This is a genomic window from Chromohalobacter sp. 11-W, from assembly GCF_029889905.1.
Taxonomy (GTDB): Bacteria; Pseudomonadota; Gammaproteobacteria; order Pseudomonadales; family Halomonadaceae; genus Chromohalobacter.
In genome coordinates, this window is record NZ_JARANZ010000007.1 from 106,612 (window position 1) to 131,976 (window position 25,365).

23 protein-coding genes and 3 tRNA genes are annotated in these 25,365 nt (G+C 61.9%); 4 read left to right on the forward strand and 22 right to left on the reverse strand.

What is annotated here, in order from left to right:
* Nucleotides 1-30: 30 nt before the first annotated feature.
* The 12 genes from OP494_RS11385 to OP494_RS11440 all read right to left on the reverse strand — a co-directional run bounded on the left by OP494_RS11385 (nt 31) and on the right by OP494_RS11440 (nt 11,648).
* Complete coding sequence (locus tag OP494_RS11385) at nt 31-1,515, reverse strand: mannitol dehydrogenase family protein (RefSeq protein WP_280540869.1); 1,485 nt, start codon at nt 1,513-1,515, stop codon at nt 31-33.
* Nucleotides 1,499-2,200, reverse strand: coding sequence for a nucleoside triphosphate hydrolase (locus OP494_RS11390; protein ID WP_280540870.1), 702 nt, complete (start codon nt 2,198-2,200; stop codon nt 1,499-1,501). The genes OP494_RS11385 and OP494_RS11390 overlap by 17 nt, the downstream gene beginning before the upstream one ends.
* A gap of 84 nt (nt 2,201-2,284) precedes the next feature.
* Nucleotides 2,285-3,070: an L-iditol 2-dehydrogenase gene (locus OP494_RS11395; RefSeq protein WP_280540871.1), complete on the reverse strand. Its 786-nt coding sequence runs from the start codon at nt 3,068-3,070 to the stop codon at nt 2,285-2,287.
* Nucleotides 3,071-3,120: 50 nt separating this feature from the next.
* Nucleotides 3,121-3,801, reverse strand: coding sequence for an HAD-IA family hydrolase (locus tag OP494_RS11400; protein ID WP_280540872.1), 681 nt, complete (start codon nt 3,799-3,801; stop codon nt 3,121-3,123).
* Nucleotides 3,802-3,812: 11 nt separating this feature from the next.
* Entirely contained in the window at nt 3,813-4,955 is a 1,143-nt protein-coding gene (gene ugpC, locus OP494_RS11405; protein ID WP_280540873.1) for a sn-glycerol-3-phosphate ABC transporter ATP-binding protein UgpC, read from the reverse strand.
* A 10-nt stretch (nt 4,956-4,965) separates the two neighbouring features.
* Nucleotides 4,966-5,787 (reverse strand): carbohydrate ABC transporter permease, encoded by an 822-nt coding sequence (locus tag OP494_RS11410; RefSeq protein WP_280540875.1) that lies wholly within the window; start codon nt 5,785-5,787, stop codon nt 4,966-4,968.
* A gap of 15 nt (nt 5,788-5,802) precedes the next feature.
* Complete coding sequence (locus OP494_RS11415; RefSeq protein ID WP_040239646.1) at nt 5,803-6,690, reverse strand: sugar ABC transporter permease; 888 nt, start codon at nt 6,688-6,690, stop codon at nt 5,803-5,805.
* A 78-nt stretch (nt 6,691-6,768) separates the two neighbouring features.
* The gene (locus OP494_RS11420) at nt 6,769-8,079 is read right to left on the reverse strand and encodes a sugar ABC transporter substrate-binding protein (protein WP_280540876.1); all 1,311 of its coding nucleotides are present in this window, start codon (nt 8,077-8,079) and stop codon (nt 6,769-6,771) included.
* Nucleotides 8,080-8,193: 114 nt separating this feature from the next.
* A complete protein-coding gene (locus tag OP494_RS11425; protein WP_280540878.1) occupies nt 8,194-9,153 on the reverse strand; it encodes a sugar-binding transcriptional regulator in 960 nt (319 codons plus the stop codon).
* Between the two features lie 106 nt (nt 9,154-9,259).
* Complete coding sequence (locus OP494_RS11430; protein WP_280540880.1) at nt 9,260-10,642, reverse strand: sensor histidine kinase; 1,383 nt, start codon at nt 10,640-10,642, stop codon at nt 9,260-9,262.
* Entirely contained in the window at nt 10,639-11,310 is a 672-nt protein-coding gene (locus OP494_RS11435) for a response regulator transcription factor (protein ID WP_280540882.1), read from the reverse strand. The genes OP494_RS11430 and OP494_RS11435 overlap by 4 nt, the downstream gene beginning before the upstream one ends.
* Entirely contained in the window at nt 11,307-11,648 is a 342-nt protein-coding gene (locus OP494_RS11440) for a PepSY domain-containing protein (RefSeq protein WP_280540884.1), read from the reverse strand. Before OP494_RS11440 ends, OP494_RS11435 begins: the two co-directional genes overlap by 4 nt.
* A gap of 235 nt (nt 11,649-11,883) precedes the next feature.
* On the opposite strand from OP494_RS11440, the gene OP494_RS11445 reads away from it, so the two are divergent.
* A complete protein-coding gene (locus OP494_RS11445) occupies nt 11,884-12,357 on the forward strand; it encodes a PepSY domain-containing protein (protein ID WP_246941212.1) in 474 nt (157 codons plus the stop codon).
* Nucleotides 12,350-12,697 (forward strand): hypothetical protein, encoded by a 348-nt coding sequence (locus OP494_RS11450; protein WP_246941210.1) that lies wholly within the window; start codon nt 12,350-12,352, stop codon nt 12,695-12,697. The genes OP494_RS11445 and OP494_RS11450 overlap by 8 nt, the downstream gene beginning before the upstream one ends.
* 143 nt (nt 12,698-12,840) lie before the next feature.
* Here OP494_RS11450 and OP494_RS11455 read toward each other — a convergent pair.
* From OP494_RS11455 to OP494_RS11495, 9 genes are all read right to left on the reverse strand, one after another.
* Nucleotides 12,841-12,917: transfer RNA gene (locus OP494_RS11455), tRNA-Arg, on the reverse strand.
* 99 nt (nt 12,918-13,016) lie between these two features.
* Nucleotides 13,017-13,093 (reverse strand) — tRNA-Arg (locus OP494_RS11460).
* Nucleotides 13,094-13,122: 29 nt separating this feature from the next.
* A tRNA-Ser gene (locus tag OP494_RS11465) sits at nt 13,123-13,215 on the reverse strand.
* A 228-nt stretch (nt 13,216-13,443) separates the two neighbouring features.
* Nucleotides 13,444-13,641, reverse strand: a complete 198-nt coding sequence (csrA, locus tag OP494_RS11470) for a carbon storage regulator CsrA (protein ID WP_040239634.1) — start codon at nt 13,639-13,641, stop codon at nt 13,444-13,446.
* A gap of 218 nt (nt 13,642-13,859) precedes the next feature.
* Complete coding sequence (locus OP494_RS11475; protein WP_075370051.1) at nt 13,860-15,104, reverse strand: aspartate kinase; 1,245 nt, start codon at nt 15,102-15,104, stop codon at nt 13,860-13,862.
* A 79-nt stretch (nt 15,105-15,183) separates the two neighbouring features.
* Nucleotides 15,184-17,790 carry an alanine--tRNA ligase gene (gene alaS, locus OP494_RS11480; protein WP_280540890.1) on the reverse strand — a complete coding sequence of 869 codons (2,607 nt, stop codon included), beginning with the start codon at nt 17,788-17,790 and terminating at the stop codon, nt 15,184-15,186.
* 205 nt (nt 17,791-17,995) lie between these two features.
* Nucleotides 17,996-18,454, reverse strand: a complete 459-nt coding sequence (locus tag OP494_RS11485) for a regulatory protein RecX (RefSeq protein WP_040239629.1) — start codon at nt 18,452-18,454, stop codon at nt 17,996-17,998.
* Nucleotides 18,455-18,456: 2 nt separating this feature from the next.
* Nucleotides 18,457-19,533 (reverse strand): recombinase RecA, encoded by a 1,077-nt coding sequence (gene recA / locus OP494_RS11490; protein ID WP_280540891.1) that lies wholly within the window; start codon nt 19,531-19,533, stop codon nt 18,457-18,459.
* Nucleotides 19,534-19,671: 138 nt separating this feature from the next.
* Nucleotides 19,672-20,196 (reverse strand): CinA family protein, encoded by a 525-nt coding sequence (locus OP494_RS11495; RefSeq protein ID WP_280541061.1) that lies wholly within the window; start codon nt 20,194-20,196, stop codon nt 19,672-19,674.
* 157 nt (nt 20,197-20,353) lie between these two features.
* Here OP494_RS11495 and mutS point away from each other — a divergent pair, with 157 nt between their 5' ends.
* Both mutS and fdxA read left to right on the forward strand, forming a co-directional pair.
* Entirely contained in the window at nt 20,354-22,933 is a 2,580-nt protein-coding gene (gene mutS, locus OP494_RS11500; RefSeq protein ID WP_280540893.1) for a DNA mismatch repair protein MutS, read from the forward strand.
* Between the two features lie 172 nt (nt 22,934-23,105).
* Nucleotides 23,106-23,429: a ferredoxin FdxA gene (gene fdxA, locus OP494_RS11505; protein ID WP_280540895.1), complete on the forward strand. Its 324-nt coding sequence runs from the start codon at nt 23,106-23,108 to the stop codon at nt 23,427-23,429.
* Nucleotides 23,430-23,979: 550 nt separating this feature from the next.
* Here fdxA and eno read toward each other — a convergent pair.
* Nucleotides 23,980-25,275 carry a phosphopyruvate hydratase gene (eno, locus tag OP494_RS11510; RefSeq protein ID WP_280540897.1) on the reverse strand — a complete coding sequence of 432 codons (1,296 nt, stop codon included), beginning with the start codon at nt 25,273-25,275 and terminating at the stop codon, nt 23,980-23,982.
* Nucleotides 25,276-25,365: the final 90 nt, after the last annotated feature.

Genomic DNA, 25,365 nt, shown 5'->3' on the forward strand with positions numbered 1-25,365 from the left:
GGGGCATCGAGTATCCGCCCCTTGGCCACGTTACGACATACGACCCTCGACCAAGTCATGCAATGTCGCGCGTGCTCCATCTGCATGCAAGGAGGCAAGCGCCTGGAGGTAAGCGTCGCGGAAACGTGTCTCTTTCGCCAGGTCGCCGAACAAAGCATGCTGCTCGATGAACGCCGTTGGGTAGTCGCGATTGTCACCGGCAACCGCCATCAAACGCTCCTTGAGACGATCGACGATCTCGATCGGTTGGCCTTGTTCATCGACCCCTTCAACATAGCGCGCCCAACTGGCTACCACGGCGGCACTACGCTGGATCTCTCCGCCTCGCTCGAGTTGCTCGCGAATCACCGGCAGCAGCCACTTGGGAATGCGATCCGAGCTTTCTGCACAAAGCCGCGCCAGGGTGTCCTTGATCTCGGGGTTGGCAAAGCGCTCGATCAGCGTGTGCTTGTAAGCGTCAAGATCCACACCCGGCACCGGCGCCAACGTCGGCGTGGCCTCACGATTCATGTAATCGAGCAGGAAGTCGACGAACAGCGGATCCTGGCACACCTCATGGGCGTAGCGGTAACCAGCAAGATACCCGAAGTAAGTCAGTGCCTGATGGCTGGCGTTGAGCAGGCGCAGCTTCATCAGTTCATAGGGCACGACGTCGTCGACCATTTGCACGTCGACTCGCTCGTAGGGCGGGCGCCCTTCGGGGAAGCGATCCTCGAGGACCCATTGAGTGAAGGGCTCGCAGACCACTGGCCACTGATCTTCGACGTCGAAACGCTCGACGAGCGCGGCGCTATCATCAGGCGTCGTCACCGGCGTGATGCGATCGACCATGGCATTGGGAAAGCAGACCTGGGTGTCGACCCAACTGCCCAACTCACCATCCAATGCACGCGCATGAGCGGTAAACATCTTGCGGGCGACATCGCCGTTACCCTCGATGTTGTCGCAGGACATCACCGTGAACGGCGCGATACCGCGTTCACGCCGCCGCTTGAGCGCCGCAACGACCAACCCGAAGGTGGTGCGCGGGGCCTCGGGCGTCGCCAGGTCCTGGCGTACCTCGGGTGTCGTGAGATCATACTCGCCGGTGATGTGATCGACGTTGTAACCGCCTTCGGTCACCGTCAACGAGACGATGCGAATCGCCGGGTCGCTCATGGTTTCGATGACCACATCGGGGGCCTCGGGCGCGTACAGATAATCGACGATCGAGCCGATGACACGGGCGTCGTACTGCCCGTCGGGGTGCTTGACCATCAACGTGTAGAGGTGGTCCTGCTCTGCCAGAGCATCGCGCATACGCACATCGCCCGGCATCAAGCCCACGCCGATGATCCCCCAGTCCAGCGCCTCGCCACGGTTCATCAGCGTGTCCAGATACATGGCCTGATGGGCACGGTGGAACCCGCCGACACCGATGTGCACGATGCCCGGCGTCACGCTATCGCGATCATAGGCAGGCACGGCGATATCGGATGCTAAATGTTGCAGGTTGTCGTTATTGAGTCGGGTCATGAATGTCTCCTGCCTTAGACGGCGAGTGCTTCGCCTGAGGGTCTTTAAAGGATCGGTCGCTTGCGGACCAGTTCAGATCGGCGGCGACGGAGTCGGTCTTGATCAAGCGGGCATTGAGCATGTCCTTGTTACGCGCCCGGTCGAGCGCATCGGCAGGATCCGCCCCCATCTCCCCCCAACGCTGGATGAGGCGCGCCTCTAGCACGTCATCGGGTACGTCGATGAACAGCGTCATATCGAACAAGGGATGCAACTCACACCAAGGCGCCCAATCGAGCAACAGGTAGTTGCCCTCGACGATGATCAGCCGGTGCTGTGGCGTTACCAACCGCCCACCGGCGCGGGCCAAATCCAGCGGTCGGTCGAACACCGGTACCGCCACGCTGCGCTCTGCGCGGCGTATACGCATCAGGTCGTGCTTGAGACCGTCGCAATCGAAGGTCTCGGGTGCGCCTTTGGTAGCGACCAGCCCCAGCGGCTCGAGCACGGCATTGTCGTAGTGGTAGCCGTCCATCGGGACCACCACGGCATCTCCTTCCCGGCGGGTGTTGAGCTCACGGCACAAGCCATCCGAGAGAAAGGATTTGCCCGCCGCCGGCGGCCCGGCCAGCGCCACGATGAAGCGTTGACGCCCATCGGCCGCTTCGAGCAATCGTGTCGCCATGTCGTGAATACTCGGCGTCATTTTGGTTCCCGCCAGATCAAAAAATCGTAGAGCGGACTCAGCGTCCCCGAATGAAGCGCCAGGCGCACGGCCTGCAGGCGTTTTTCAGCTCATCCAGTTGCCGCCATCGACGTTGAGCGTCTGCGCCACCACGTAGTCGCTGTCACCCGAGGCCAGGAATACCGCCGCGCCCGTATGGTCCTCGGGAAGCCCCATGCGGCCATAAGGCACTTCCTCGCCGACCAGACGCTTCTTCTCGCCGGGCGGACGGTTCTCAAAACGCGCGAACAGTGCATCGACTTCGTCCCACATCGGCGTGTCGACCACGCCCGGGGCGATGCCGTTGACGTTGATGCCTTGCTTGATCAGGCTGAGCCCACAGGACTGGGTCAGGCTGATCACCGCCGCCTTGGAGGCGCAGTACATGCTGACCAAAGGTTCACCGCGGCGCCCGGCTTGGGAGGCCATGTTGATGATCTTGCCACCCTTCCCGCGCGCGACCATATGCGCCGCCACGGCCTGAAGGGTGAAGAAGGTACCCTTGACGTTGATGCCGAACTGCCGGTCGTAGCTGGCCTCACTGACCTCGAGGATCGGCGCCATGTCGAACACGGCAGCATTGTTGACCAGGATATCGATGCCGCCGAAGCGCGCCTCGACGGCCTCGATCATCGACTGTCGAGAAGCGGCGTCGGCCACATCGAGACGCACCGCCATCACCGGCGCATCACGCGAGTCAGCCTGGAGGTCGGCTACTGCCCGCTCGGCGGCTTCGATGTCGATGTCGGCGATCGCCACCCGAGCCCCCTCTGCCAAATAGCGTGTGACGATTGCCAGGCCGATACCGCGCGCCCCACCGGTCACCACGGCCGTACGCTGTTCGAGTTTCATCACTGTGATTCCTTGTCCGGAAGAAGTTGGGAGACACAACACGCGGCCGCCTAGCGCACGACCCGTCGCTCGCCACGCCAGCGTTGCACCAGTGCGCCAAGTTCCGCCATCTGCGTGAGCACCTGCCAGGCACCGGCATCGCGCAACCGAGCCTCGTGACCGGGTTCGATATGGCTAGCGCCGGTAAAGCCGATCACCGTCATGCCGGCGGCACATGCCGCACGGGTGCCGGAGACGCTGTCCTCGATGACCAGACAAGCCTCAGGTTTGATACCGAGGCTCTCCGCCGCCAGCCGATAGACGTCCGGCGCCGGCTTGGGTCGGGCCACCTGCTCGGCGGTGAACAGCGGCGCCTTGCCGAGCAGTGCATCGAGGCCAGTGTTGGCCAGCGAGTCGACGACCCGGCGGCGACGGCTGTTGGAGACGACCGCCAGTGGCAAATCGAGCGCCTCGATGGCCGCCGCCACGCCGGCCATCGCCTCGAGCTCCTCGCCCAGACGCGCCTCGATCGCTGCGTCGATGCGTGTCAGGGCGTCGCCAGGTAACGCGTGGGCACTGTGGGCAGCGAGATGCTCGAGAATCGCCTCGGTGGTCATGCCTAGCGCATGGCGCAGCTCGTCGCCGATAGCCAAGTCGGGCAACCAAGCCGTCAGACACTCATGCAGGACCGACTCGGCTATGGCCTCGCTGTCGACCAGCACGCCATCGCAATCGAAGATCAGCATCTCCATGGGCGACTCCATCATTGGCCGTCCGAGGCGGAGGACACGCGATTCTGCTTGCGGTCGATGTCGACCAACGGATGGCGATGCAGATGGTTCAGCGCCTCGCCATCGCCCTTGAAGAGATGGCCGCAGGTTGGGTCGAAGGAAAAGCGCACTTGGTCGTGCACCCGGTGAGCAACATCGCCGTCGGCAACCAGAATCCACTCGCTGTCGCCGTGCTCGAGATACAGCGAAGTGACCCCGCCGAGACGCTCGATGACCACGATCTTGCCGGTCAGCGGGCCCTCGTCATCGAGCTTCAAGTGCTCGGGGCGGATGCCCAGCGTCAGCGTGTCGCCGGCGCTGATGCCACTACCATCGACCGGCACCCGGCAATCACCGCCAGGCAGCGCCACATCGATGCCTTCGCTACTTGCCTCGCGGACCTCGACGTCGAGGAAGTTCATCTTCGGTGAGCCGATGAAGCCGGCCACGAAGCGGTTGCACGGGTGGTGATAGAGCTCCATCGGCGAGCCAATCTGCTCGACCAAGCCGTCCTGCAACACGACGATCTTGTCGGCCATGGTCATGGCCTCGATCTGATCGTGAGTGACGTAGATCATCGTCGCGTCGAGTTCCTCGTGCAGCCGCGCCAGCTCGATGCGCATCTGCACGCGCAGCGCCGCATCGAGATTCGACAACGGTTCGTCGAACAGGAAGATGCTGGGATTGCGTACGATCGCCCGGCCGATGGCCACGCGCTGGCGCTGGCCACCGGAGAGCGCGCGGGGCTTGCGGTCGAGCAAGGGTTCGAGCTGCAGAATACGTGCAGCGGCGAGCACCTTCTCGCGACGCTCGGCCTTTTTCACCTTGGCCAGGCGCAGACTGAAGCCCATGTTGTCCTCGACAGTCATGTGCGGGTAGAGCGCGTAGCTCTGGAAGACCATCGCCAGGCCGCGATCGGCCGGACCGACATCGTTGATGCGCTGACCGTCGATTGAGATATCGCCGCTGGTGGTGCTCTCGAGCCCGGCGATCATCCGCATCAGGGTCGACTTGCCGCAGCCCGAGGGACCGACGAAGACCACGAACTCGCGATCCTTGACCTCGAGATCGACGCCCTTGATGACCTGGGTGCCGCCGAAATCCTTGACGATGTTATTGAGTTGTAGCGTTGCCATGGCGAATTCCTTATTTGACGGCGCCGAAGGTGAGACCACGCACCATCTGTTTCTGGGTCATCCAACCGAAGATCAGGATCGGCGCGATGGCCAGCGTCGAGGCGGCGGACAACTTGGCCCAGAACAGACCTTCGGGGCTCGAGAAGGAGGCGATGAAAGCGGTCAGTGGGGCAGCATCCGAAGTCGTCAGGTTGAGGCTCCAGAATGCCTCGTTCCAGCTCAGTATCACCGACAATAGCCCGGTGGAAGCGATCCCCGGCAGGGTCAGCGGCAACAACAGATAGAGCACTTCTTGCAGGGTGCCGGCACCGTCCATGCGCCCCGCCTCGAGGATGTCCTTGGGAATATCCTTGAAGAAGGTGTAAAGCATCCACACCACGATCGGCAGGTTCATCAGCATATAAACGATGGTCAGCCCGAGCTGCGAGTCGAGCAGCCCCATGTCGCGGAACAGCAGGTAGACCGGCATCAGCACGCCTACCGGTGGCAGCATCTTGGTGGAAAGCATCCACAACAGCGTGCCCTGGGTACGCTTGGTCGGTAGAAAGGCCATCGAGTACGCCGAGGGAATCGCCACGATCAACGCTAACAGCGTCGAGCCGAACGAAATGACGATGCTGTTCAGGGCGAATTTCAAGTAGTCGGCGCGCGCCATGACCTCGTTGTAACCTGCCAGGGTCGGCTCGAAGAATAGACTGGGCGGTGTCGCTACCGCCTCACCCTCGGTCTTGAAGCCGGTCAGTACCATCCAGAAGATCGGGAAGAACACGATCAGCGCGATGCCCCAGGCAAGCAGCGTGAGCAGCAGTTTTTTGGTCATCGTAGGGTTCATGCAGTGCTCCTCGCCTCAGGTCTCGAGATTCTTGGCCACGGTGCGGATCAAGAAGATCGCCACGATGTTGGCCAGAATGATGGCGATGACCCCGCCGGCCGAGGCGCCACCCACATCGAAATCCAGCAGCGCGCGGATATAGATGAAATAGGCCAGGTTGGTCGAGGCTAGCCCCGGACCGCCCGAGGTGGTGACGAATATCTCGGCGAAGATAGTCAGCAGGAAGATCATCTCGATCATGATCACCACGCTGATCGCGCGCTTTAAGTGCGGCAGGGTGATGAACCAGAAGATCGCCAATGGCCCGGCGCCGTCCATGCGGGCTGCTTCGACCTGGTCGTCGTCCAGTGACTGGATGGCAGTGAGCAGGATCAGCAGCGCAAAGGGCATCCACTGCCAGGAAACGATGATGATGATCGATGTCAGTGGCATCGACGAGAACCAGTCGATCACCGGCAGTCCCAGCAGATTGCTCAGCCAGGCGAACACCCCGTTGACCGGATGCATCAGCATGTTCTTCCACACCAACGCACCGACGGTGGGCATGACGAAGAAAGGCGCGATCACCAGCAGACGCGCGATGCCACGGCCGAAGAATTCCTGCTGGAAGAGTACCGCCAGTAGCGTGCCGCCGATCACGCTGATCGCCAGCACCCAGCCGACCAGCAGTAGCGTGTTGCCCATCGCCGTCCACAAGGCCGGGTCGGTGAGCAAATAGGTGTAATTATCCCAGCCGGCGAAGCCGGAGATCATGGGATTGATCAGGTTATAGCGCTGGAAGGAGAACCATAGGGTCATGCCCAGTGGCACCAGCATCCATAACAGCAGCAGGGTAACCGCCGGGCCCTGCAGGAACAGATTGCGGAAACCGCCGACGGTTCGTCCAGACGTTCTCTCGCGCATGGGAGTGCCCCACTGAAGGAAACGAGTCGGGAAATGCGGCCGGATCATGACGATCCGGCCGACGTGGGATGCTACTGGTTAGTCGTAGTAGCCAGCCTGACGCATGGTACGTTCGACCGAGCGCTGGGCCTGGTCGAGGGCGGCATCGACCGACTGCTGGCCGGACAGAGCGGCGCCGATCATCTGGCCGACTTGGGTACCCACCGACTGGAACTCGGGAATGTTGACGGTCTGCACACCGACATACGGGCTCGGCTTGAGCGTCGAATCGGTCGGGTCGGCGGTCTGGATGGCGTTCAGCACGAAGTCGGCGAACGGCGCGGCTTCTTGATACTTGGGATTCTCGTAAGTGGACTCACGGGTTCCCGGGGGCACGCTGGTCCAGCCTTCTTTCTCACCGACCAGTTCGATGTACTCTTGCGAGGTCGCCCAGGTGATGAAGGTCTTGGCGGCGTCCTTGGAGTCCGAAGAGGCGGGAATCGCCAGCGTCCACGACCACAACCAGTTGGCGCCTTTCGGCGTCTTGGCGATCGGGGCCGGGGCGAAGCCAAGCTTGTCAGCCACCTGTGACTCATCGGGATCATAAAGCTTGCCGGCAGCCGAGGTGGCATCGACCCACATGCCGCACTTGCCGCTGGAGAACAGCGCCTGGTTCTCGTTGAAGCCGTTGGAGGTCGCTCCCGGCGGACCATAGTTATTCATCAGATCGACGTAGAAGCTGACCGCTTCCTTCCACTCCGGCGAATTGATTTCCGGATGCCAGTCCTCGTCGAACCAACGGCCACCGAAGGTATTCACCAATGTCGAGACGAAGGCCATGTTCTCGCCCCAGCCCGGCTTGCCACGCAGGCAGATGCCGTAAACGTCGTTGGCAGGGTCGTTGATCTGACTCGCCCAGTCTTGAACCTGATCCCAGGTCGGTTGATCGGACATCTCGATGCCGGCTTTTTCGAAGAGATCGGTGCGGTAATACATCATCGAACTCTCGCCGTAGAACGGCAGGGCATAGAGCGAGCCATCCTGGCTCAGGCCGTCGCGGATCGGCTTGAGCAGGTCCTGCTCGTTATAGCTCTCGGGCAGGTCGTCGAGTTCGACCAGCCAGTCCTGCTTGGCCCAGATCGGCACTTCATAGGTACCGACGGTCATGACGTCGAACTGACCGCCGTCGGTGGCGATGTCGGTGGTCAGGCGCTGACGCAGCACGTTTTCCTCGAGCACCACCCATTCCAGATCGATATCCGGATGGGCCTTTTCGAATTCATCGGTCAGGCCCTGCATGATGATCATGTCGTTGTTGTTCACCGTGGCCACGGTGATGGTTTCAGCGTGTGCGGCGAACGAGGCCAATGTCGCGGCCCCGGCCAGGGGTAATGCATGTGTAAGGCGCATGGCGAGCTCCTTGGAGAAGATCATTGAATTTGTTTTGATCAATCTACTCATTGAGTATTCAAATGATCATTTGCAATGCCAAAAAAAGCAAACCTCACACGCTTAGACTTTGGCCTAAGCAGCCCCCAATGTGGACACGATATAGCGTGCGGCCGCCTCGTCGGTCACTAGCCCTTTGAGCCAACCACCCCGCAAGGCGCTCAGAATCGCCGGACCCTTGTCGTGTCCGCCCGCCAGGCCCATCAACGGCTGACCGCCGAGCGCCGACAACGGCAAGCTGGTGATTCGGCGCGTGATAGGACAATCGATGAGCCGCCCTTGGGTATCCAAGGGCCAGCCGAGCAACTCTCCCACGGCGCCGGCCTCGAGCAACTCGTTGAGTTCGGCTTCACTGATGAAATGGTCCTGGAACAGGGTTGCGCGTGGATCGATGCGCCCGATGCCGATGACCCCGGTTTCTGCTTCGCGGGCAATATGAAACACCGCCTGCACGAGCGGCTGAGCCAGCAGCGCTTCTTTTTCTTCCACCGAGGCAGCGACCACCGGCGCCGGTAGCAAGAAACGCTCCGCCCCGGTCTTGTCGGCCAGGACCATCACCCCGTCGTAGCGGTTGGCGGAGCCATCACGGGCGACATTGCCCACCAGCGAAACGATGCGATGCTGCGAACGATCCAGGCGGCTCAGGGCCTCCACCGTGGCGCGCACCGAACGCCCCGTCCCCAGCGATAGTGTCAGCGCTTGCTGGCGATCGAGAAGCCCGGCCAGACGTTCGGCGCCCGCCTGAGCGAGAAAGCGTGGGCTGCTATCCGGCACATCGGGGTCGCTGGGTACCACGTCGCAGTAATCCAGCCCGAAATGCGTGAGAATCGCCTCGCCCATCGCCATGCATCCGGAAATGGGATGATCGATGTGCACCTTGACCAGCCCTTCCTGCCGCGCCAATGCCAGCAGGCGCTGCACACCGGGGCGCGAGACGCCCAACTGGCCGGCGATTTCATCCTGGGTGCGCCCTCCCACATAGGACAGCCAGGCCGCACGCGCCGCCTGCTCGCGTTTGAGTTCGTACTTATCCATCGCCGCTGCTCCTGCTGGAAGGGAGAATGCCGGCATCATCGCAATCGCACGCCACGCGCACAATACGCGCGCCCTCCGGAGCACGCTGAAACCGCGTCAGTGACGATCAGGACTCGAGACCGCTCGGCGCCACCGGTGACGTGGGTAGCCAGACACGTGCCGCGAGCCCGCCGAGCGAAGCGCGTGACAGCGACAGTCGACCACCGTACAAGGTCATCAAATCCTCGACGATGGCCAGGCCCAGTCCGGAACCGGAGCGTCGCTCGTCGAGGCGAGAGCCGCGCGCCAGGGCGGCGTCACGCTGCTCTTCGCTCATCCCCGGCCCGTCGTCCTCGATCAACAATTCGACGCCTGCCGCCTGCGGATGAAGGCTCACGGTGACCTGGCTATCGGCCCAACGCAGCGCATTTTCCAGCAGGTTGCCGACCAGTTCCTGCAGATCCTGGGCTTCCATGCGCACCTTGAGGTCATCGGCCAGCGATTGCGTCAACTGGATACCGCGCCGCTGGCCCATTCGCGTCAACCCCTCGAGCACCGGCGCCAGGGTTTGCGCAGCATCCACCTTGCCGGCGAGAACGACCCCACCGGCCGCCGAGGCCCGGGCAAGATGATGGCGTACGGCGTCATCGATGCGCCCCAGCTCGCCGTGCAGGCGGTTGCGCGTGTCGGGGGGGAAGCGTTCGGCAAGGGTGGTGAGCACACTGACCGGGGTCTTGAGCGCATGCGCCAGATTGCCGGCGGCGTTGCGGCCACGCTCGATCAGGCGCCTGTCACGCTCCAGCACACCGTTCATGGCACGTGCCAGGCGAGCTAGCTCGTCGGGCAGGAAATGCGTCTCGAGGCTATCGGCATCACCTGATTCAACCGCACGCAGGTTGGTATGCATGCGGCGCAGCGGCGCCAGTCCCCAGCGAATCTGCACGGCCAGCCCGACGAGCAGCAAGGCGCCCAGCGCCAGCAGCGACAACCCCAGCAGCCACTCGAAGCGCGCCACTTCGGTGTCCAGCTCTTCGCGTGACGCCGCCACACTGACATGCAGTGTCTCGGCATGCCCTGGAAGGCGGATATCACGTTCGACGACGCGCAGAATGTCGCCCCGCGGGCCCTCGACTTCGCTCACAGCCACTCCCGTGGCGTTATCGATCGGTAGCCGTTGATCCCACAACGAACGCGACGTCAGCGTTTGTCCGTCGTCGTCGCTGACCTGCCAGTACCATCCCGAAAAGACACGCTCGAACCGGGGATCGCCCAGCGAACGCGTCATGTGCAGTTCTTGATTTTGAGCATTGACCTGCACACCGGCCAACAATACGTTGAGCAGCGACTCGAGACGGTCGTCGAAGGCGGTGGTGACGGAATCACGGAAGTTATAAGCAAGCCCCGTTCCCGCCAAGGGTAGCGCCACCATGACCAGCAAGAGCGAGGCGATCAGCAAGCGGGCGCGGATCGAAGTACGAGCGAGACGTTGGCGCCAGGGGCGTCGTCTCATTGCTCATCCTCGGGGGCTACCAGACGATAGCCCTGCCCGCGCAAAGTCACGATGCGCTGGTTGCCGAGCTTACGGCGTAGGCGACTAACCTGCACGTCGATGACATTGGAGTCGGGCTCATGATCGCGATCATAGACATGCTCGGAGAGTTCGATACGGCTCACGATGCGTGGCGCGGCATGCAGCAGATACGCCAGCAACCGCGATTCCTGGGCCGTCAAGGTAATCGGGCGCCCCGCCAGGGTGACGCTGCCGGTATGCGTATCCAACGCCAACTCGCCCAGCCTGAGTATGGGATGGGCATGGCCGTGGCTGCGTCGCACCAGGGCACGCAGACGAAACAGCACCTCGGCGGTTTCGAAGGGTTTGGTGACGTAGTCATCGGCGCCGGCAGAAAAGCCTGCCGCCTTGTCCGACCAGCGCTCGCGGGCCGTGAGCACCAATACCGGCAAGTCGATGCCATCCTCGCGCCAGGCCGCAAGCCAGCGCGTGCCATCGCCATCGGGAAGTCCCAGATCGAGTATCACGGCGTTATAGGATTCGACGCGCACGAGATAATCGGCCGCGTGGCCGGTCGCGGCATGCTCCCACAACAGCCCCGCTTCTCCGAGCGCTTCGCCGAGCGCCTCTGCCAGCGCGGTATCATCCTCGACCAGCAACACCTTCATTGACGTGCCATCCCCTCGATATTGACCCCTTCGATGCCAATCATTTCCCCGCTCGTGGCATCGAACTCGAATTCCACTACCTGGCCCTGCGGGCCGATCATGTCGATTTCGTAGCGTGGTAGGCCATCGTCGCGCTCGAGTTCCACCTCCAGTACCTGACCGATATAGTGGCGCTCGAGCCAATCGAGCACCTGGGGCAGCGCCACCACACGCCCTTCTTCCACCTCGCGGTGCAGTGAGCGCCATTCGTCATCGTCGGCCGCAACCAGCGACTGGCAGGCCATGATACCCACCGCCACCAGCATCAGCGCTTTGATACAGCGATTGAAGCGTTTCATGGACACGAGTCTGCCTCAGCCGACATGAATGCAGCATGAATGCCCGGGAGTTAGATACTCCATACCCTCTACCACGCCGGAGACATGATGTTCGCCGCGCATGCCCAAATCCCGTTCACATGAATGAAAGATGAACATCGTTTTCAGGTGACTGCAAGGTAGACGACGTTAGCGTGCCTCTATCCGCAGTCGCGGTATGTCATACCAACCTCGAGGCGCAAGCCAGGAGTGAATCATGAAGACGATGCATATGCTGATGATGCCGATGGTCCTCACAGGAGGGCTATCCACCGCCGCGCTCGCCGATGATGGCAGCCTATCACCAGGCAAGCTCGAGTCACTGCTCAACGACACCGACGCCTATGGCTTCACCCATTACGATGAAGTCGCCATCGATGACGGTAATCGCCTTGAGGTGGAAGGCTGGCGTGACGATGGCTGGCAACTCGATATCGATATGCTTATCGAGGATGGCAGCCTGGTGCACGAGAAACGCCACAAGGGCACCATTCCCGACTGGAGCCTGACCAGCGACGAACTGCAGCAGGCGCTGGACAACGCTCAGAATGCCGGCATGAAACGCTTTTCCGAATTGGATGTCGATGAAAGAGGGCATGTAGATATCGAAGGCTACGACGCCCAGAATAGTGAGATCGACATTCGCCTCGAGCGCAATGACCTAACGGTCACCGGAGTGGAACATGACTAATCGACAGCAAAATGCCGCCTGGCAGGCGGCACAACAATGGCGAGAGCGGGCGCGTCAGGCGCGTCCGTCACAGGGCGCTGGCGGGCTCAAGCTGCTCGCCACTTGGTTATTGTTCGGCGCCATGATGATCGTCGGCACCCTGCTCGGCCTGTTCTTCTTGATCATCGGCTGGGCGATGTTGCCCTTCTTGCGCCACCGTATGAAGAAACGCGCCGAGGTGTTTCGCGCCGACCATGCACGCCCGGCTGGCGGCAACGGTGCCCAGGATGCCCCGGCGCAAGACGCCACGCACGCGTCTCAGGTGCTCGAGGGCGACTACCGCGTCAAGTCAGGCGATTGATCAAGGAATACGAGACGAAAAAATGGCACGCAAGGCGTGCCAGAAACGACTGCTTACCTGCAAACCACAGGGTTCGCCGTCAAGGAAGGGGTATCGTTGGCACAGACGAAAAAGCCCGCCCCCGGAGGGACGGGCTTGATATTTGGTGCGCCCGGGAGGATTCGAACCTCCGACCACCTGATTCGTAGTCAGGTACTCTATCCAGCTGAGCTACGGGCGCTCTACACAACGCACGACCAGCTCTGCCGTGTTTCGCGTTGTTTCGAGAGCAACGGCTCTCGCATATGCATCATCACGTGAATTAATCACGTAGCCAAAGTGGTGCGCCCGGGAGGATTCGAACCTCCGACCACCTGATTCGTAGTCAGGTACTCTATCCAGCTGAGCTACGGGCGCAATACTTCGATGCAATGCATCCGGTTGAGTGGCGGAGAGAGAGGGATTCGAACCCTCGATGGGGCTATAAACCCCATACTCCCTTAGCAGGGGAGCGCCTTCAGCCACTCGGCCATCTCTCCCTCATCAACACGGCGCGTATGTTACCGATTATACTGGGGTCTTGTCTAGAGCGGATTGAAAATCTTTTGATATCAACCAATACCGTCACTGTTTGCTTGGCGAACGGCCCACTTGCCGTAATGCGTGCGTGCCGAACTGCTCACCCCAGAAAGCATGCCTTATCCAAAAGCCCGAGCCGATAAAGGGGACGACTTCACCAGCTCAGACGGTCCCACGCATGCGTCACTTCAAACGTTTGAACCGCCGTCTTCGCTATCGGTCTTCTCGCGCTGAATACGCTGGTAGATCTCTTCGCGATGTACGGCTACGTCCTTGGGCGCATTGACACCGATACGGACCTGATTGCCTTTCACTCCTAGTACCGTAACGGTGATGTCGTCGCCGATCATCAGTGTTTCACCGACGCGACGGGTCAGGATGAGCATGTCTGATCTCCTTCTCAGGCTTTCTTCCAACGGGATGCAGGCACCGCCAAGCGACAGTACGAGGGCAAATTATGCGCCATACAGGCCCCGAGAGCCAATGGCACGTGCTTTGCATCCACGGATGCACTGAATGGAAGGCCGCATCTGGCCTTCCGGCGTCGTCCTGACGCCACCCTCAGCGTAGAAGCCGATGGGCCAGGAAGGCCAAATTTCTTTGCTTATTCGCCTTGTATGCTGTCTTTATCGAGACCGAAGGCGGAGTGCAACGCACGCACGGCCAGCTCCATCTGCTTCTCGTCGATGACCACGGAAATCTTGATTTCCGAGGTGGAGACCATGCGAATGTTGATGTTTTCGTCAGCCAGCACGCGGAACATCTTGGACGCTACCCCGGCATGCGAACGCATGCCCACACCGACCAGCGAGACCTTGGCGATATTCTCGTCGCCGCGCAGTTCACCACCGCCCAGCGCCGGGATCACCTGATCCTGCAGGATGCTGCGAGTCTGTTTGAAATCGCTCTTGGCCACGGTAAACGTGAAGTCGGTGTAGTCACCGGCCGGGGCCACGTTCTGCACGATCATGTCGATTTCGATGTTGGCATCGGCGATGGGCCCCAGGATCTTGGACGCCACGCCCGGCACATCGGGGGTGTTGAGCAACGTCAGCTTGGCTTCACTGGAGGTGAAGGCAATACCGGAGATCAGCGGTTCTTCCATGGAGGCCTCTTCTTCTTCAGCGACGATCAGGGTACCGGGGCCGTCTTCGAAACTGGACAGCACACGCAGCGGTACGTTGTATTTACCTGCAAACTCGACGGCGCGAATCTGCAATACCTTGGAGCCCAGGCTGGCCAGCTCGAGCATTTCCTCGACGGTGATGGAGGACAGGCGCTGTGCCTTGGAGCAAACCCGCGGGTCGGTGGTATAAACGCCGTCCACATCGGTGTATATCTGGCATTCATCGGCTTTGAGTGCCGCCGCTAGAGCCACGCCGGTGGTATCCGAACCGCCGCGTCCCAATGTGGTGATGTTGCCCTCGTCGTCGACACCCTGGAATCCGGCCACGACCACGACCTGACCGTCGTCGAGATCGGCCTGAATGTCGTCGGTCTCGATACGCTGGATACGCGCCCTGGTATAGGCACTGTCGGTCTGGATGCCGACCTGGCCGCCGGTATAGGACGTCGCCGCCACATCCAGCTTATGCAAGGCCATGGCCAGCAGCGAGCTGGTGACCTGCTCGCCGGTGGACACCAGCATATCCATCTCGCGCGGCGTGGGCTCATCATTGATCTGGCTCGCCAGATCGATCAGCCGATTGGTTTCCCCGCTCATTGCCGACACCACGACGACCACCTGATGGCCTTCGTCGCGGAATCGCTTCACTTTTTCGGCGACGGCCTTGATGCGCTCCACCGAGCCCACCGAGGTCCCCCCGAACTTCTGTACGTATAGCGCCATAGCTGCCTATCCGTGGTGGTTTTCCCAAGCATGAATGAAGAAAAGGGCCGGCGCCATGCGCACGACCCTTTTCACGATCTCACTCGCCGAGCCGAGCCTCGACCCAACTCGGCACACTCGCCAAGGCATCAGGCAATGCCTGCGGCCGCGATCCTCCCGCCTGCGCCATGTCGGCCCGGCCGCCGCCTTTGCCGCCGACCTGCTCGGCGACATGCTTGACCAGGTCGCCGGCCTTGAGGCGCGCGGTTAGGTCATCGGTCACCCCGGCGATCAGGCTGACTTTTTCGTCACCGGCCACGCCCAGCACGATAACGCCCGAGCCCAGCTTGTTCTTGAGCTGATCGAGCAGGCCGCGCAGCTCCTTGCCACCGACGCCCTCGACCTGCTTGGCGAGCAATTTAACACCCGCCACCTCGCGCACCTCGGCGAGCATGTCGCCACTCGCAGCACTCGCCAACTTGGCCTTGAGCCGCTCGAGCTCCTTCTCCAGGCTGCGATTGCGCTCGAGCGTCGCCTCGAGACGTGACTCCACCTGCTCGGGTTTGGCCTTGAGCTGCTCGGCGACACGCGTGACCTTGGCTTCCTGATCGCGGAAATACGTCAGGGCCCCTTCGCCGGTGACGGCCTCGACGCGGCGCACGCCCGCAGCGACCCCGGTCTCGCTAAGAATGTGGAAACAACCGATATCGCCGCTACGCGCCACGTGCGTGCCGCCACACAGTTCGATGGAAAAGTCATCGGCACCAATGGTCAGCACACGCACATTATCGGCGTACTTGGCCTCAAAGAGCGCTGCGGCACCTTTAGACTTGGCCTCGTCGAGCGTCATTTGCTCGGTGCGCGTGTCGGCGTTGGCCAGGATCTGCGCATTGACGATGCGCTCGACCTCGTCGAGCTGCGCCGGAGTCATCGCCTCGAAGTGGCTGAAGTCGAAGCGCAGACGCTCCGCCGTCACCAGCGAGCCCTTCTGCTGTACATGCTCGCCCAACACTTGCTTGAGCGCTTCGTGCAACAGGTGCGTCGCCGAATGATTGCGCATGGTCGCCGCGCGCAGGCTGGCATCGACCTGGGGGGTAACACTGTCACCCACGTCGAGCCGGCCCTCGACGAGCACGCCATGATGCAGGTGATGCCCGCCCTGTTTCTGGGTGTCGTTGACCTGGAAACGCGTGCCATTGGCGTTCAAGTAACCGGTGTCGCCGGCCTGCCCACCCGATTCGCCATAGAACGGCGTACGATCCAGCACCACGACGCCCTGCTGGCCGGCCTCGAGTGCCGCCAACGCATTGCCTTCGCTATCCACCAGGGCGGTGACACGGGCCTCGTCTTCCAAACAGTCATAGCCGGTGAAGACCGTTTCGCCTTCGAGTTCCAGGGCCGCCGTGTAATCGGCACCGAATTGACTGGCCGCCCGGGCACGCTCGCGTTGTGCCTCGAGCTCACGCTGAAAGCCGACCTCGTCCGGCGTCACACCACGCTCGCGACAGACATCCGCCGTCAGATCGAACGGAAAGCCATAGGTATCGTAGAGCTTGAAAACGGTCTCGCCCGGGAGCACGTCGCCCTCGAGCGTATCCAGCGCGTCCGTCAGCAACCCCATGCCATGATCCAGCGTCCGCGCGAACTGCTCTTCTTCCTTGAGCAGCACCTTCTCGATCTGGGTGCGTGTCTTGCGCAGCTCCGGATAGGCATCGCCCATCTCGGCATCCAGCGCCGCCACCAGCTTGTGGAAGAACGGCTCGCGCGTACCCAGCTTGTGGCCGTGGCGGATGGCACGACGAATGATACGCCGCAGCACGTAACCGCGCCCTTCGTTGGACGGCAACACGTCGTCGGTAATCAAGAAGGCGCAGGAGCGGATATGATCGGCGATCACGCGCAGCGACGGGGCGCTGGTGTCCGCGTAGCCCGTCGCTTGTGCCGCGGCATCGAGCAGATTTCGGAACAGATCGATCTCGTAATTGGAATGCACGCCCTGCATGACCGCCGCGACGCGCTCCAGGCCCATGCCGGTATCGATGGAAGGCTTGGGCAGCGGGTTCAACGTCCCGCCGCTGTCACGATCGAACTGCATGAACACCAGGTTCCAGATCTCGATGTAGCGATCGCCATCCTCGTCGGGGCTTCCCGGCGGACCGCCCGCGACCTCGGGCCCATGATCGTAGAAGATCTCCGAGGATGGGCCACAGGGGCCGGTATCGCCCATCTGCCAGAAGTTGTCCTCGTCGAGCTTGGAGAAGCGCGCCGGGTCGATGCCGATTTCATCCTTCCAGATGCGTTCGGCTTCGTCATCGCTAACGTGAACGGTGACCCACAGCTTGTCGGCAGGCAAACCCAGCCGTTCGGTCAGAAACGTCCAGGCGAAGCGAATGGCATCGCGCTTGAAATAATCGCCGAAGCTGAAGTTGCCCAGCATCTCGAAGAACGTATGGTGGCGCGCGGTATAGCCGACGTTATCCAGATCGTTGTGCTTGCCCCCGGCACGCACGCAACGCTGTGGGGAGGTGGCACGTACGTAGGGGCGCGGATCGCGTCCCAGGAAGACGTCCTTGAACGGCACCATGCCGGCATTGGTGAACAGCAACGTCGGATCGTTGCCAGGCACGAGCGAGCTCGACGGCACGATGGTATGGCCGTGCTCCTCGAAGAACGTCAGAAAGGCTTGTCTGATGTCTGCGCTTTTCATAGAAATTCCGTGGCGGTGTGCGTTAGGCGCTGCGGGCACGCGCGGCCCGACCGGACAAGCGGTGGGCGAGAAACGCGAAAGTCGGCGAATGACGGAAAACGAGTCGCCCCGAACCATCGCAAGGCGCACTAGTATAACGCGTTCGGCGGGGGACTAAAGAGGTGCCAGCAAGCCGGCGGCAGGCACACGCAAGATGATATGCGCGCTAATAATCCATATCCCAAGCATGCGCCATGGCATGACGCACCTGGTCGAAATCGAACCCACGTGAAGCCAGAAACCGCTCGCGCTTGGCGCGTTCTCGCGGCTCGCGGCCGGGTGAGTCGAAGCGCTTGGCCAATGCCTCACACGCCAGGCGATGCCAATTGGGGGCCTCACTTTCGAGCGCCTCGCCCACCAGCTCGTCGGTGACACCACGCGAACTCAATTCGGCGCGAATCTTCATTGCCCCTTGGCCACGGGACAAACGCGAACGCACGAACTGCTCGGCGAAACGCGCATCGGACTGCAAGCCCTCTTCGGCCAGGCCATCCAGCGCCAACGCGATATCGGCGCGCTCATGCCCACGCGTCGTCAGCCGCGACACCAGCTCAGCCCGCGAGTAATCGCGACGCGCCAGCAGGCGGATGGCATCGTCGCGAGGTGTCGTCTCTTGCTTATCCATGGTTACAGAAGGCTATCGTCGTCCTGGGTCGCTGCGGCCTTATCTTCGCTCGCGCCTTCCTCCGGCTTGTCGTCCTCCGCCTTGGGCGCGGACAGCAATCGTGCGCGAATCTCGCCTTCGATCTCGTCCATGATCGCCGGGTTGTCCTCGAGGAACTGAGCGGCGTTGGCCTTGCCTTGACCGATCTTGCTGCCCTGATAGCTGTACCAGGCACCCGCCTTGTCGACCAAGCCTTGCTGTACCCCGAGATCGATGACCTCGCCGGCATGGTAGATACCCTTGCCATAGAGGATCTGGAACTCGGCCTGGCGGAACGGCGGCGCCACCTTGTTCTTGACGACCTTGACGCGGGTTTCGTTGCCGGTCACCTCGTCGCCCTGCTTCACCGAGCCAGTCCGGCGGATATCCAGGCGCACACTGGAATAGAACTTCAGCGCATTGCCGCCGGTAGTGGTCTCGGGACTCCCGAACATCACGCCGATCTTCATGCGGATCTGATTGACGAACATCACCATGCAGTTGGCGTTCTTGATGTTGCCGGTCACCTTGCGCAGTGCCTGCGACATCAGCCTGGCCTGCAGACCGACGTGAGAATCGCCCATTTCGCCTTCGATCTCGGCACGCGGTGTAAGCGCCGCCACAGAGTCGACGACGATCACATCGACACCGCCGGAACGTACCAGCATGTCGCAGATTTCCAGCGCCTGCTCGCCGGTATCCGGCTGCGAGACCAGCAGATCGTCGAGATTGATGCCCAGTTTTTCGGCGTACGTCGGGTCCAGGGCATGCTCGGCATCGATGAACGCACAGGTCTTGCCTTGCTTCTGTGCCTGGGCAATCACCGATAGCGTCATCGTGGTCTTGCCCGAGGACTCGGGGCCGAAGATCTCGACCACGCGACCCAGCGGCAAGCCGCCCACGCCAAGCGCGATATCCAGCCCCAGCGACCCGGTGGATATGGCCGGCGTCGCTACGCGCGGCGTATCGCCAAGACGCATCACGGCGCCCTTGCCGAACTGGCGCTCGATCTGGGAAAGCGCTGCGTTGAGCGCCTTGGAACGGTTGTCGTCCTGTGCCATGAAGGTCTCCTATCGAAGGACGTCGAAGCTCGTACGGTGGCGCTGACGCATGTCGTCGCCGACCGCAAAACACTGTATGACTAGACAGTAGTATGACGAAAAAATTCCTCTCCGCCTACCTCTGTTTCTTACCCGATATCACGCTGGCGATACCCTTTTCTCAAGCCTGTCGATCAAGCCGATCAGCGCCACGCGTACCGCTTGTCCACGTACGACGTCACGCGTGCCCGGCAGATGATGGCACTCGCTCTCTTGCGCTCGCACGTCGCCCCAGGCGAAACATACCGTGCCCACGGGCTTGGCGGCGCTGCCACCACCGGGGCCCGCGACCCCGCTGATCGCCACACCCAGCGTGGCACCACTGTCGCGACATGCGCCCGCCACCATCTCACCCACGGTTTCGGCACTGACCGCTCCGTGCTCGGCAAGGGTTGCGTCACGCACCCCCAGTAGGCGCTGCTTGGCACCATTGGCATAGGTCACGTAGCCGGTCTCGAAATACGCAGAGCTACCGGCGATGTCGGTAATCGCACTGGCCACGCCACCACCGGTGCAGGACTCCGCCACCGTCACGCTGGCATTCGCCGCGAGACAGGCACGCCCCAGGCGCTCGGCCAATGCCTCGAGCGAATAGGCCTGCCATGTTGTCAGCGTCACCGCCATGTCGTGTCTCCCGGTTGCCATCTCAAGCGGCATGCCACTGACGCCGCCCACCCGAATGCGTAGAATAGAGGCTTTGGCGAACGTTTGCAGGCGCATCCAGCACGGCGTCGCCTTATCCCACTTGGCAACATCAGCCACCAGCACGACAAGGATTCGCATGAGCCAGGCCTCTGCCCAGCATACCCCGATGATGGTCCAGTACCTGAAGATCAAGCGTGAGCATCCCGAGGTGCTGCTCTTCTACCGCATGGGCGATTTCTACGAGCTGTTTTATGACGACGCCAAGCGCGCCGCAAAATTGCTCGATATTACCCTGACCCAACGTGGCCAATCGGCGGGCAAGCCGATTCCCATGGCCGGTGTGCCGTATCATAGTGCCGAAGGCTATCTGGCGCGGCTGGTCAAATCCGGAGAATCGGTGGCCATCTGCGAGCAGATGAGCGACCCCAGCACGGCCAAGGGCCCCGTGGACCGCCAGGTCGTGCGCATCGTCACGCCCGGTACCCTGCACGACGAAGCCTTGCTCGACGCGCGTCGCGACAATCTCGTGCTTGCCGTGCATTCTCACGGCGAGCGCTGGGGCCTAGCCTGGCTAGAGCTTTCAAGCGGCCATTTCAGCGTGCTCGAAGTCGATGGCGAGAGCGATCTGCTGTCCGAGATCCAGCGCCTCGACCCCGCCGAACTGCTCGCCGCAGAGAGTCTCTCGCTGCCACCTGCGCTCGCCGAGCGCCCTGGCTTTCGCCGCCAGGGCGACTGGCTGTTCGATCTAGAGAGCGCGCAGCGCTTGCTGTGCGATCAATTCGGCGTCGCCGACTTGCGCGGCTTCGGCTGCGCCCATCTCACCACTGCACTGACCGCCGCTGGCGTGCTCATCGACTACGCCCGCGACACCCAGCGCTCGCGCCTTCCCCACGTCACCGGGATCGCCGTGGAGACCCGCGACGAGGCGGTGGTGATCGATGCCGCCAGTCGTCGCAACCTCGAGATCGACATCAACCTCGGCGGCGGCTTCGAGAATACGCTGGCCAGCGTGTTGGACACCACCGCTACGGCCATGGGCTCGCGTCAGTTGAAGCGCTGGCTAAACCGGCCGCTGCGCGATACCACCCAAGTCCAGGCGCGTCAGGCAGCGGTACAGTGTCTCATCGACGACGACCGTTATGCTGCCCTGCGCGAGCCGCTCAAGGCAATCGGTGACATCGAGCGCATCCTCGCCCGAGTGGCCCTCTACAGCGCTCGGCCGCGTGACCTGGCACGCCTGCGCGATGCGCTCAATGCTCTACCTGCGCTGGAGCGCGATCTCGCTGAGCTCGGCGACGGCACCGCCATCGACGAGCTCAAGCGCCATATCCGGCCGTATCCCGAACTGGCCGAGACGCTGACCCGTGCCCTGATGGACAACCCGCCCGTGGTGATCCGCGACGGCGGCGTAATTGCCACAGGTTTCGACGAGGAACTCGACGAATACCGTGGCCTGGCCGAGCATGCCGGCGACTACCTGGTCGAGCTCGAGACTCGCGAGCGCGAACGCACCGGTCTGGCCAGCCTCAAGGTCGGCTATAACCGCGTCCACGGTTACTTCATCGAGATTCCGCGCGCTCAGGCCCGCGAGGCCCCGGCCGAATATATTCGTCGCCAGACGCTGAAAAATGCCGAACGCTTCATCATCCCCGAGCTCAAGGAATTCGAAGACAAGGCGCTCTCGGCCAAGTCGCGTGCGTTGGCGCGCGAAAAGCTGCTGTATGATGGATTGCTGGAAACGCTCAACGTCGATCTGCAAGCACTCCAGGGCACGGCACGCGCCCTGGCGACACTCGACGTCCTGGCATGTTTCGCCGAACGCGCCCTGGCGCTGGATTTCGTACGCCCACGGCTGAGCGATCAACCCGGCCTGCGCATTCGTGGCGGACGCCACCCCGTGGTCGAGCACGTCAGCGACCACCCGTTCGTGCCCAACGACCTAATGCTCGACGAAACGCGACGCTTGCTGGTCATCACCGGGCCCAACATGGGCGGGAAGTCGACCTACATGCGCCAAGCGGCCTTGATTGCGCTGCTCGCGCATACGGGCAGTTGCGTGCCCGCCGACGATGCCGAAATCGGCCCCGTGGACCGCATCTTCACACGTATCGGCTCCAGTGACGATCTGGCCGGCGGACGCTCGACCTTCATGGTGGAGATGACCGAAACCGCGACCATCCTGCATAACGCCACCGAGCACAGCCTGGTACTGATGGACGAGATCGGTCGCGGCACCAGCACCTTCGACGGTCTCTCGCTGGCCTGGGCCAGCGCCGAACACCTGGTCGAGCGGCGCGCGTTCACGCTCTTTGCCACGCACTACTTCGAGATGACCGCCCTGACGGAACCCTACGACGGCGTGGCCAATGTGCATCTGACGGCCGCCGAGCATCAGGACGGCATCGTCTTCATGCACCGTGTCGAGGAAGGGCCCGCAAGCCAGAGCTACGGCCTGCAAGTCGCGCAGCTCGCTGGTGTGCCGCCTCGCGTGGTGGCACGAGCACGCGAGAAGCTCGCCACCCTGGAGCAACAAGAAGTCCATCAAGCCAGCACTCGTGGCGGGATGCACGAGGGCGAGACGCCTAAACCGCAACAAGCAGACCTTTTCGCCAGTGCGCCGCACCCGGTCGTCGAGGCCCTGGAAAAGCTCGACCTTGATGACCTTTCCCCACGCCAGGCCATGGCCTTGCTCTATGAGTGGCGTGAACAATGCTGAAGGTGCGTTTGGCTATGAGGCCATTCCAAAACGTTTATGGCGCCCGCTTGCCCACGCGCCAGGGGCGCGACTAAAATGTGGCGCCATTAGAATATGCCATTATAAATCGCCGCCCGTTTATAACCGTACTGTCACGCTTGGCGCTGCCGCGACCGAGATTCAGGAGATCCTCATGACATTCGTCGTCACCGAAAACTGCATTCGCTGCAAATACACCGACTGCGTCGAAGTCTGTCCCGTGGACTGCTTCTACGAAGGGCCCAACTTCCTGGTGATTCACCCCGACGAGTGTATCGACTGCGCGCTGTGCGAGCCCGAATGTCCGGCCGAGGCGATATATTCGGAGGATGAGCTTCCGGAGGATCAGAAGGACTTTACCGAGCTGAATGCCGAGCTTTCCGAGGTTTGGCCCAACATCAGCGAGAAGAAGGATCCTCTCCCGGAAGCGGAGCAGTGGGACGGCAGCGCCGACAAGCGGCAATACCTCGAACGCTGACACTGATTGCCAACGTCCTCGGCGCGCTACACAACGCCGGCCTTTCGACGAGGCCGGCTTTTTTGGGTCGATAGGCAACGGCAAGACAAAAAAAAGCGGCCCGAAGGCCGCTGCATCCCATTCATCCCTGAGCGGCTCCCTCCGCTCGACTCCCGAGGTGCGCTCCATGCCTGCCATGGGCTCCCTCCACGACAGGCGCACCTTGCTGCATCCCAATCTGCCTCCAGGTAAGCAATGCCTTTGCTCATCCTGTGCCATTGCATTGTTACCAAACCTTATCGTCGCGACAAGCGGGCCATTTGGCTGCCTCCGTTCTGAAGGCAGACATCGGAAAACATAAAATTATCTTTAAAAACAAAAAGATAAGACAGTAGAAAACGTATCTATCGCGTCGATCATCGCGCTTTATCACATATTGAGGGCATTTTTTGTAGGAAATCTCTTACAATAAATGGAGATAACGCTTACTCCAAAAACACTCACGGCGGCCCTTAAGGCCGCCGTGGATGCTACAACCGGAATATCATAGACGTACGCTTTGCGTCCGGCGTCAGCCCTGGCCCTTGATCGCGGCCAGACCGGGGTAGGTCGCCTTTGCTCCCAAAGCCTGCTCGATGACCAGCAAGCGGTTGTACTTGGCCACGCGATCGCTGCGGCACAGCGAGCCGGTCTTGATCTGGCCGGCGGACGTGCCCACGGCCAGATCGGCGATGGTGGTGTCCTCGGTCTCGCCGCTGCGGTGCGAGATGACCGCCGTGAAGCCGGCGTCCTGCGCCATCTTGATGGCATCCAGCGTCTCGGAGAGCGAGCCGATCTGGTTGAACTTGATCAGGATGGAGTTACCGATGTGCTCGTCGATACCGCGCTTCAGGATCCGCGTGTTGGTGACGAACAAATCGTCGCCCACCAGTTGAACCTTATCGCCCAGCTTATCGGTCAGCGCTTTCCAGCCCGCCCAATCGGACTCGTCCATGCCATCCTCGATGGAGACGATCGGGTATTGATCGCACAGCGCTGCGAGATAGTCGACGAAGCCTGCCGCGTCGTAGGACTTACCCTCGCCCGAGAGGTTGTACTGACCGTCCTGGTAGAACTCCGAGGAGGCGCAGTCCAGCGCCAGGGTCACGTCCTTGCCCAAGGCATAGCCGGCCTTTTCCACGGCCTCCTGGATCACTGCCAACGCCTCGGCATTGGAGGCCAGGTTGGGGGCGAAACCACCCTCGTCGCCCACCGAGGTCGACAGGCCGCGCGCGGCGAGCACCTTCTTCAGGGTATGGAAGATCTCGGCACCCATGCGCAGCGCTTCACGGAAGTCGGGTGCGCCGACCGGCTGGATCATGAATTCCTGAATATCGACGTTATTGTCGGCATGCTCGCCGCCATTGAGGATATTCATCATCGGCACCGGCATACGGAACTGGCTCGGCTGGCCGTACAGCTCGGCGATGTGCGCGTAGAGTGGCACGCCCTTCTCGGTGGCAGCCGCTTTGGCGGCCGCAAGCGACACGGCGAGGATGGCGTTGGCGCCGAGACCTTCTTTATTGTCGGTGCCATCCAGCTCGAGCATGGCGTTATCCAGACCGCGCTGATCGAGCGCGTCTTTACCCACCAGGGCCTCGCGAATCTTGCCGTTGACGGCCTCGACCGCCTTGAGTACGCCCTTGCCCAGGTAGCGCGACTTGTCTCCGTCGCGCAGCTCAAGCGCCTCGCGTGAGCCGGTGGAGGCGCCGCTCGGCGCGCAAGCCGTGCCACGCACGCCACTCGCCAGCACTACATCGGCCTGAACGGTTGGATTGCCGCGGGAGTCCAGCACCTCGAGGGCGTGGATATCTTTGATCTCAGCCATTGCGAGTCATCCTCGTGTTAACGATGGGTCGTTTCAGCATATCGAGAGGGTAGCGGTCACGTTGACCGCTACGGGCGGCTCCGCTCGTCG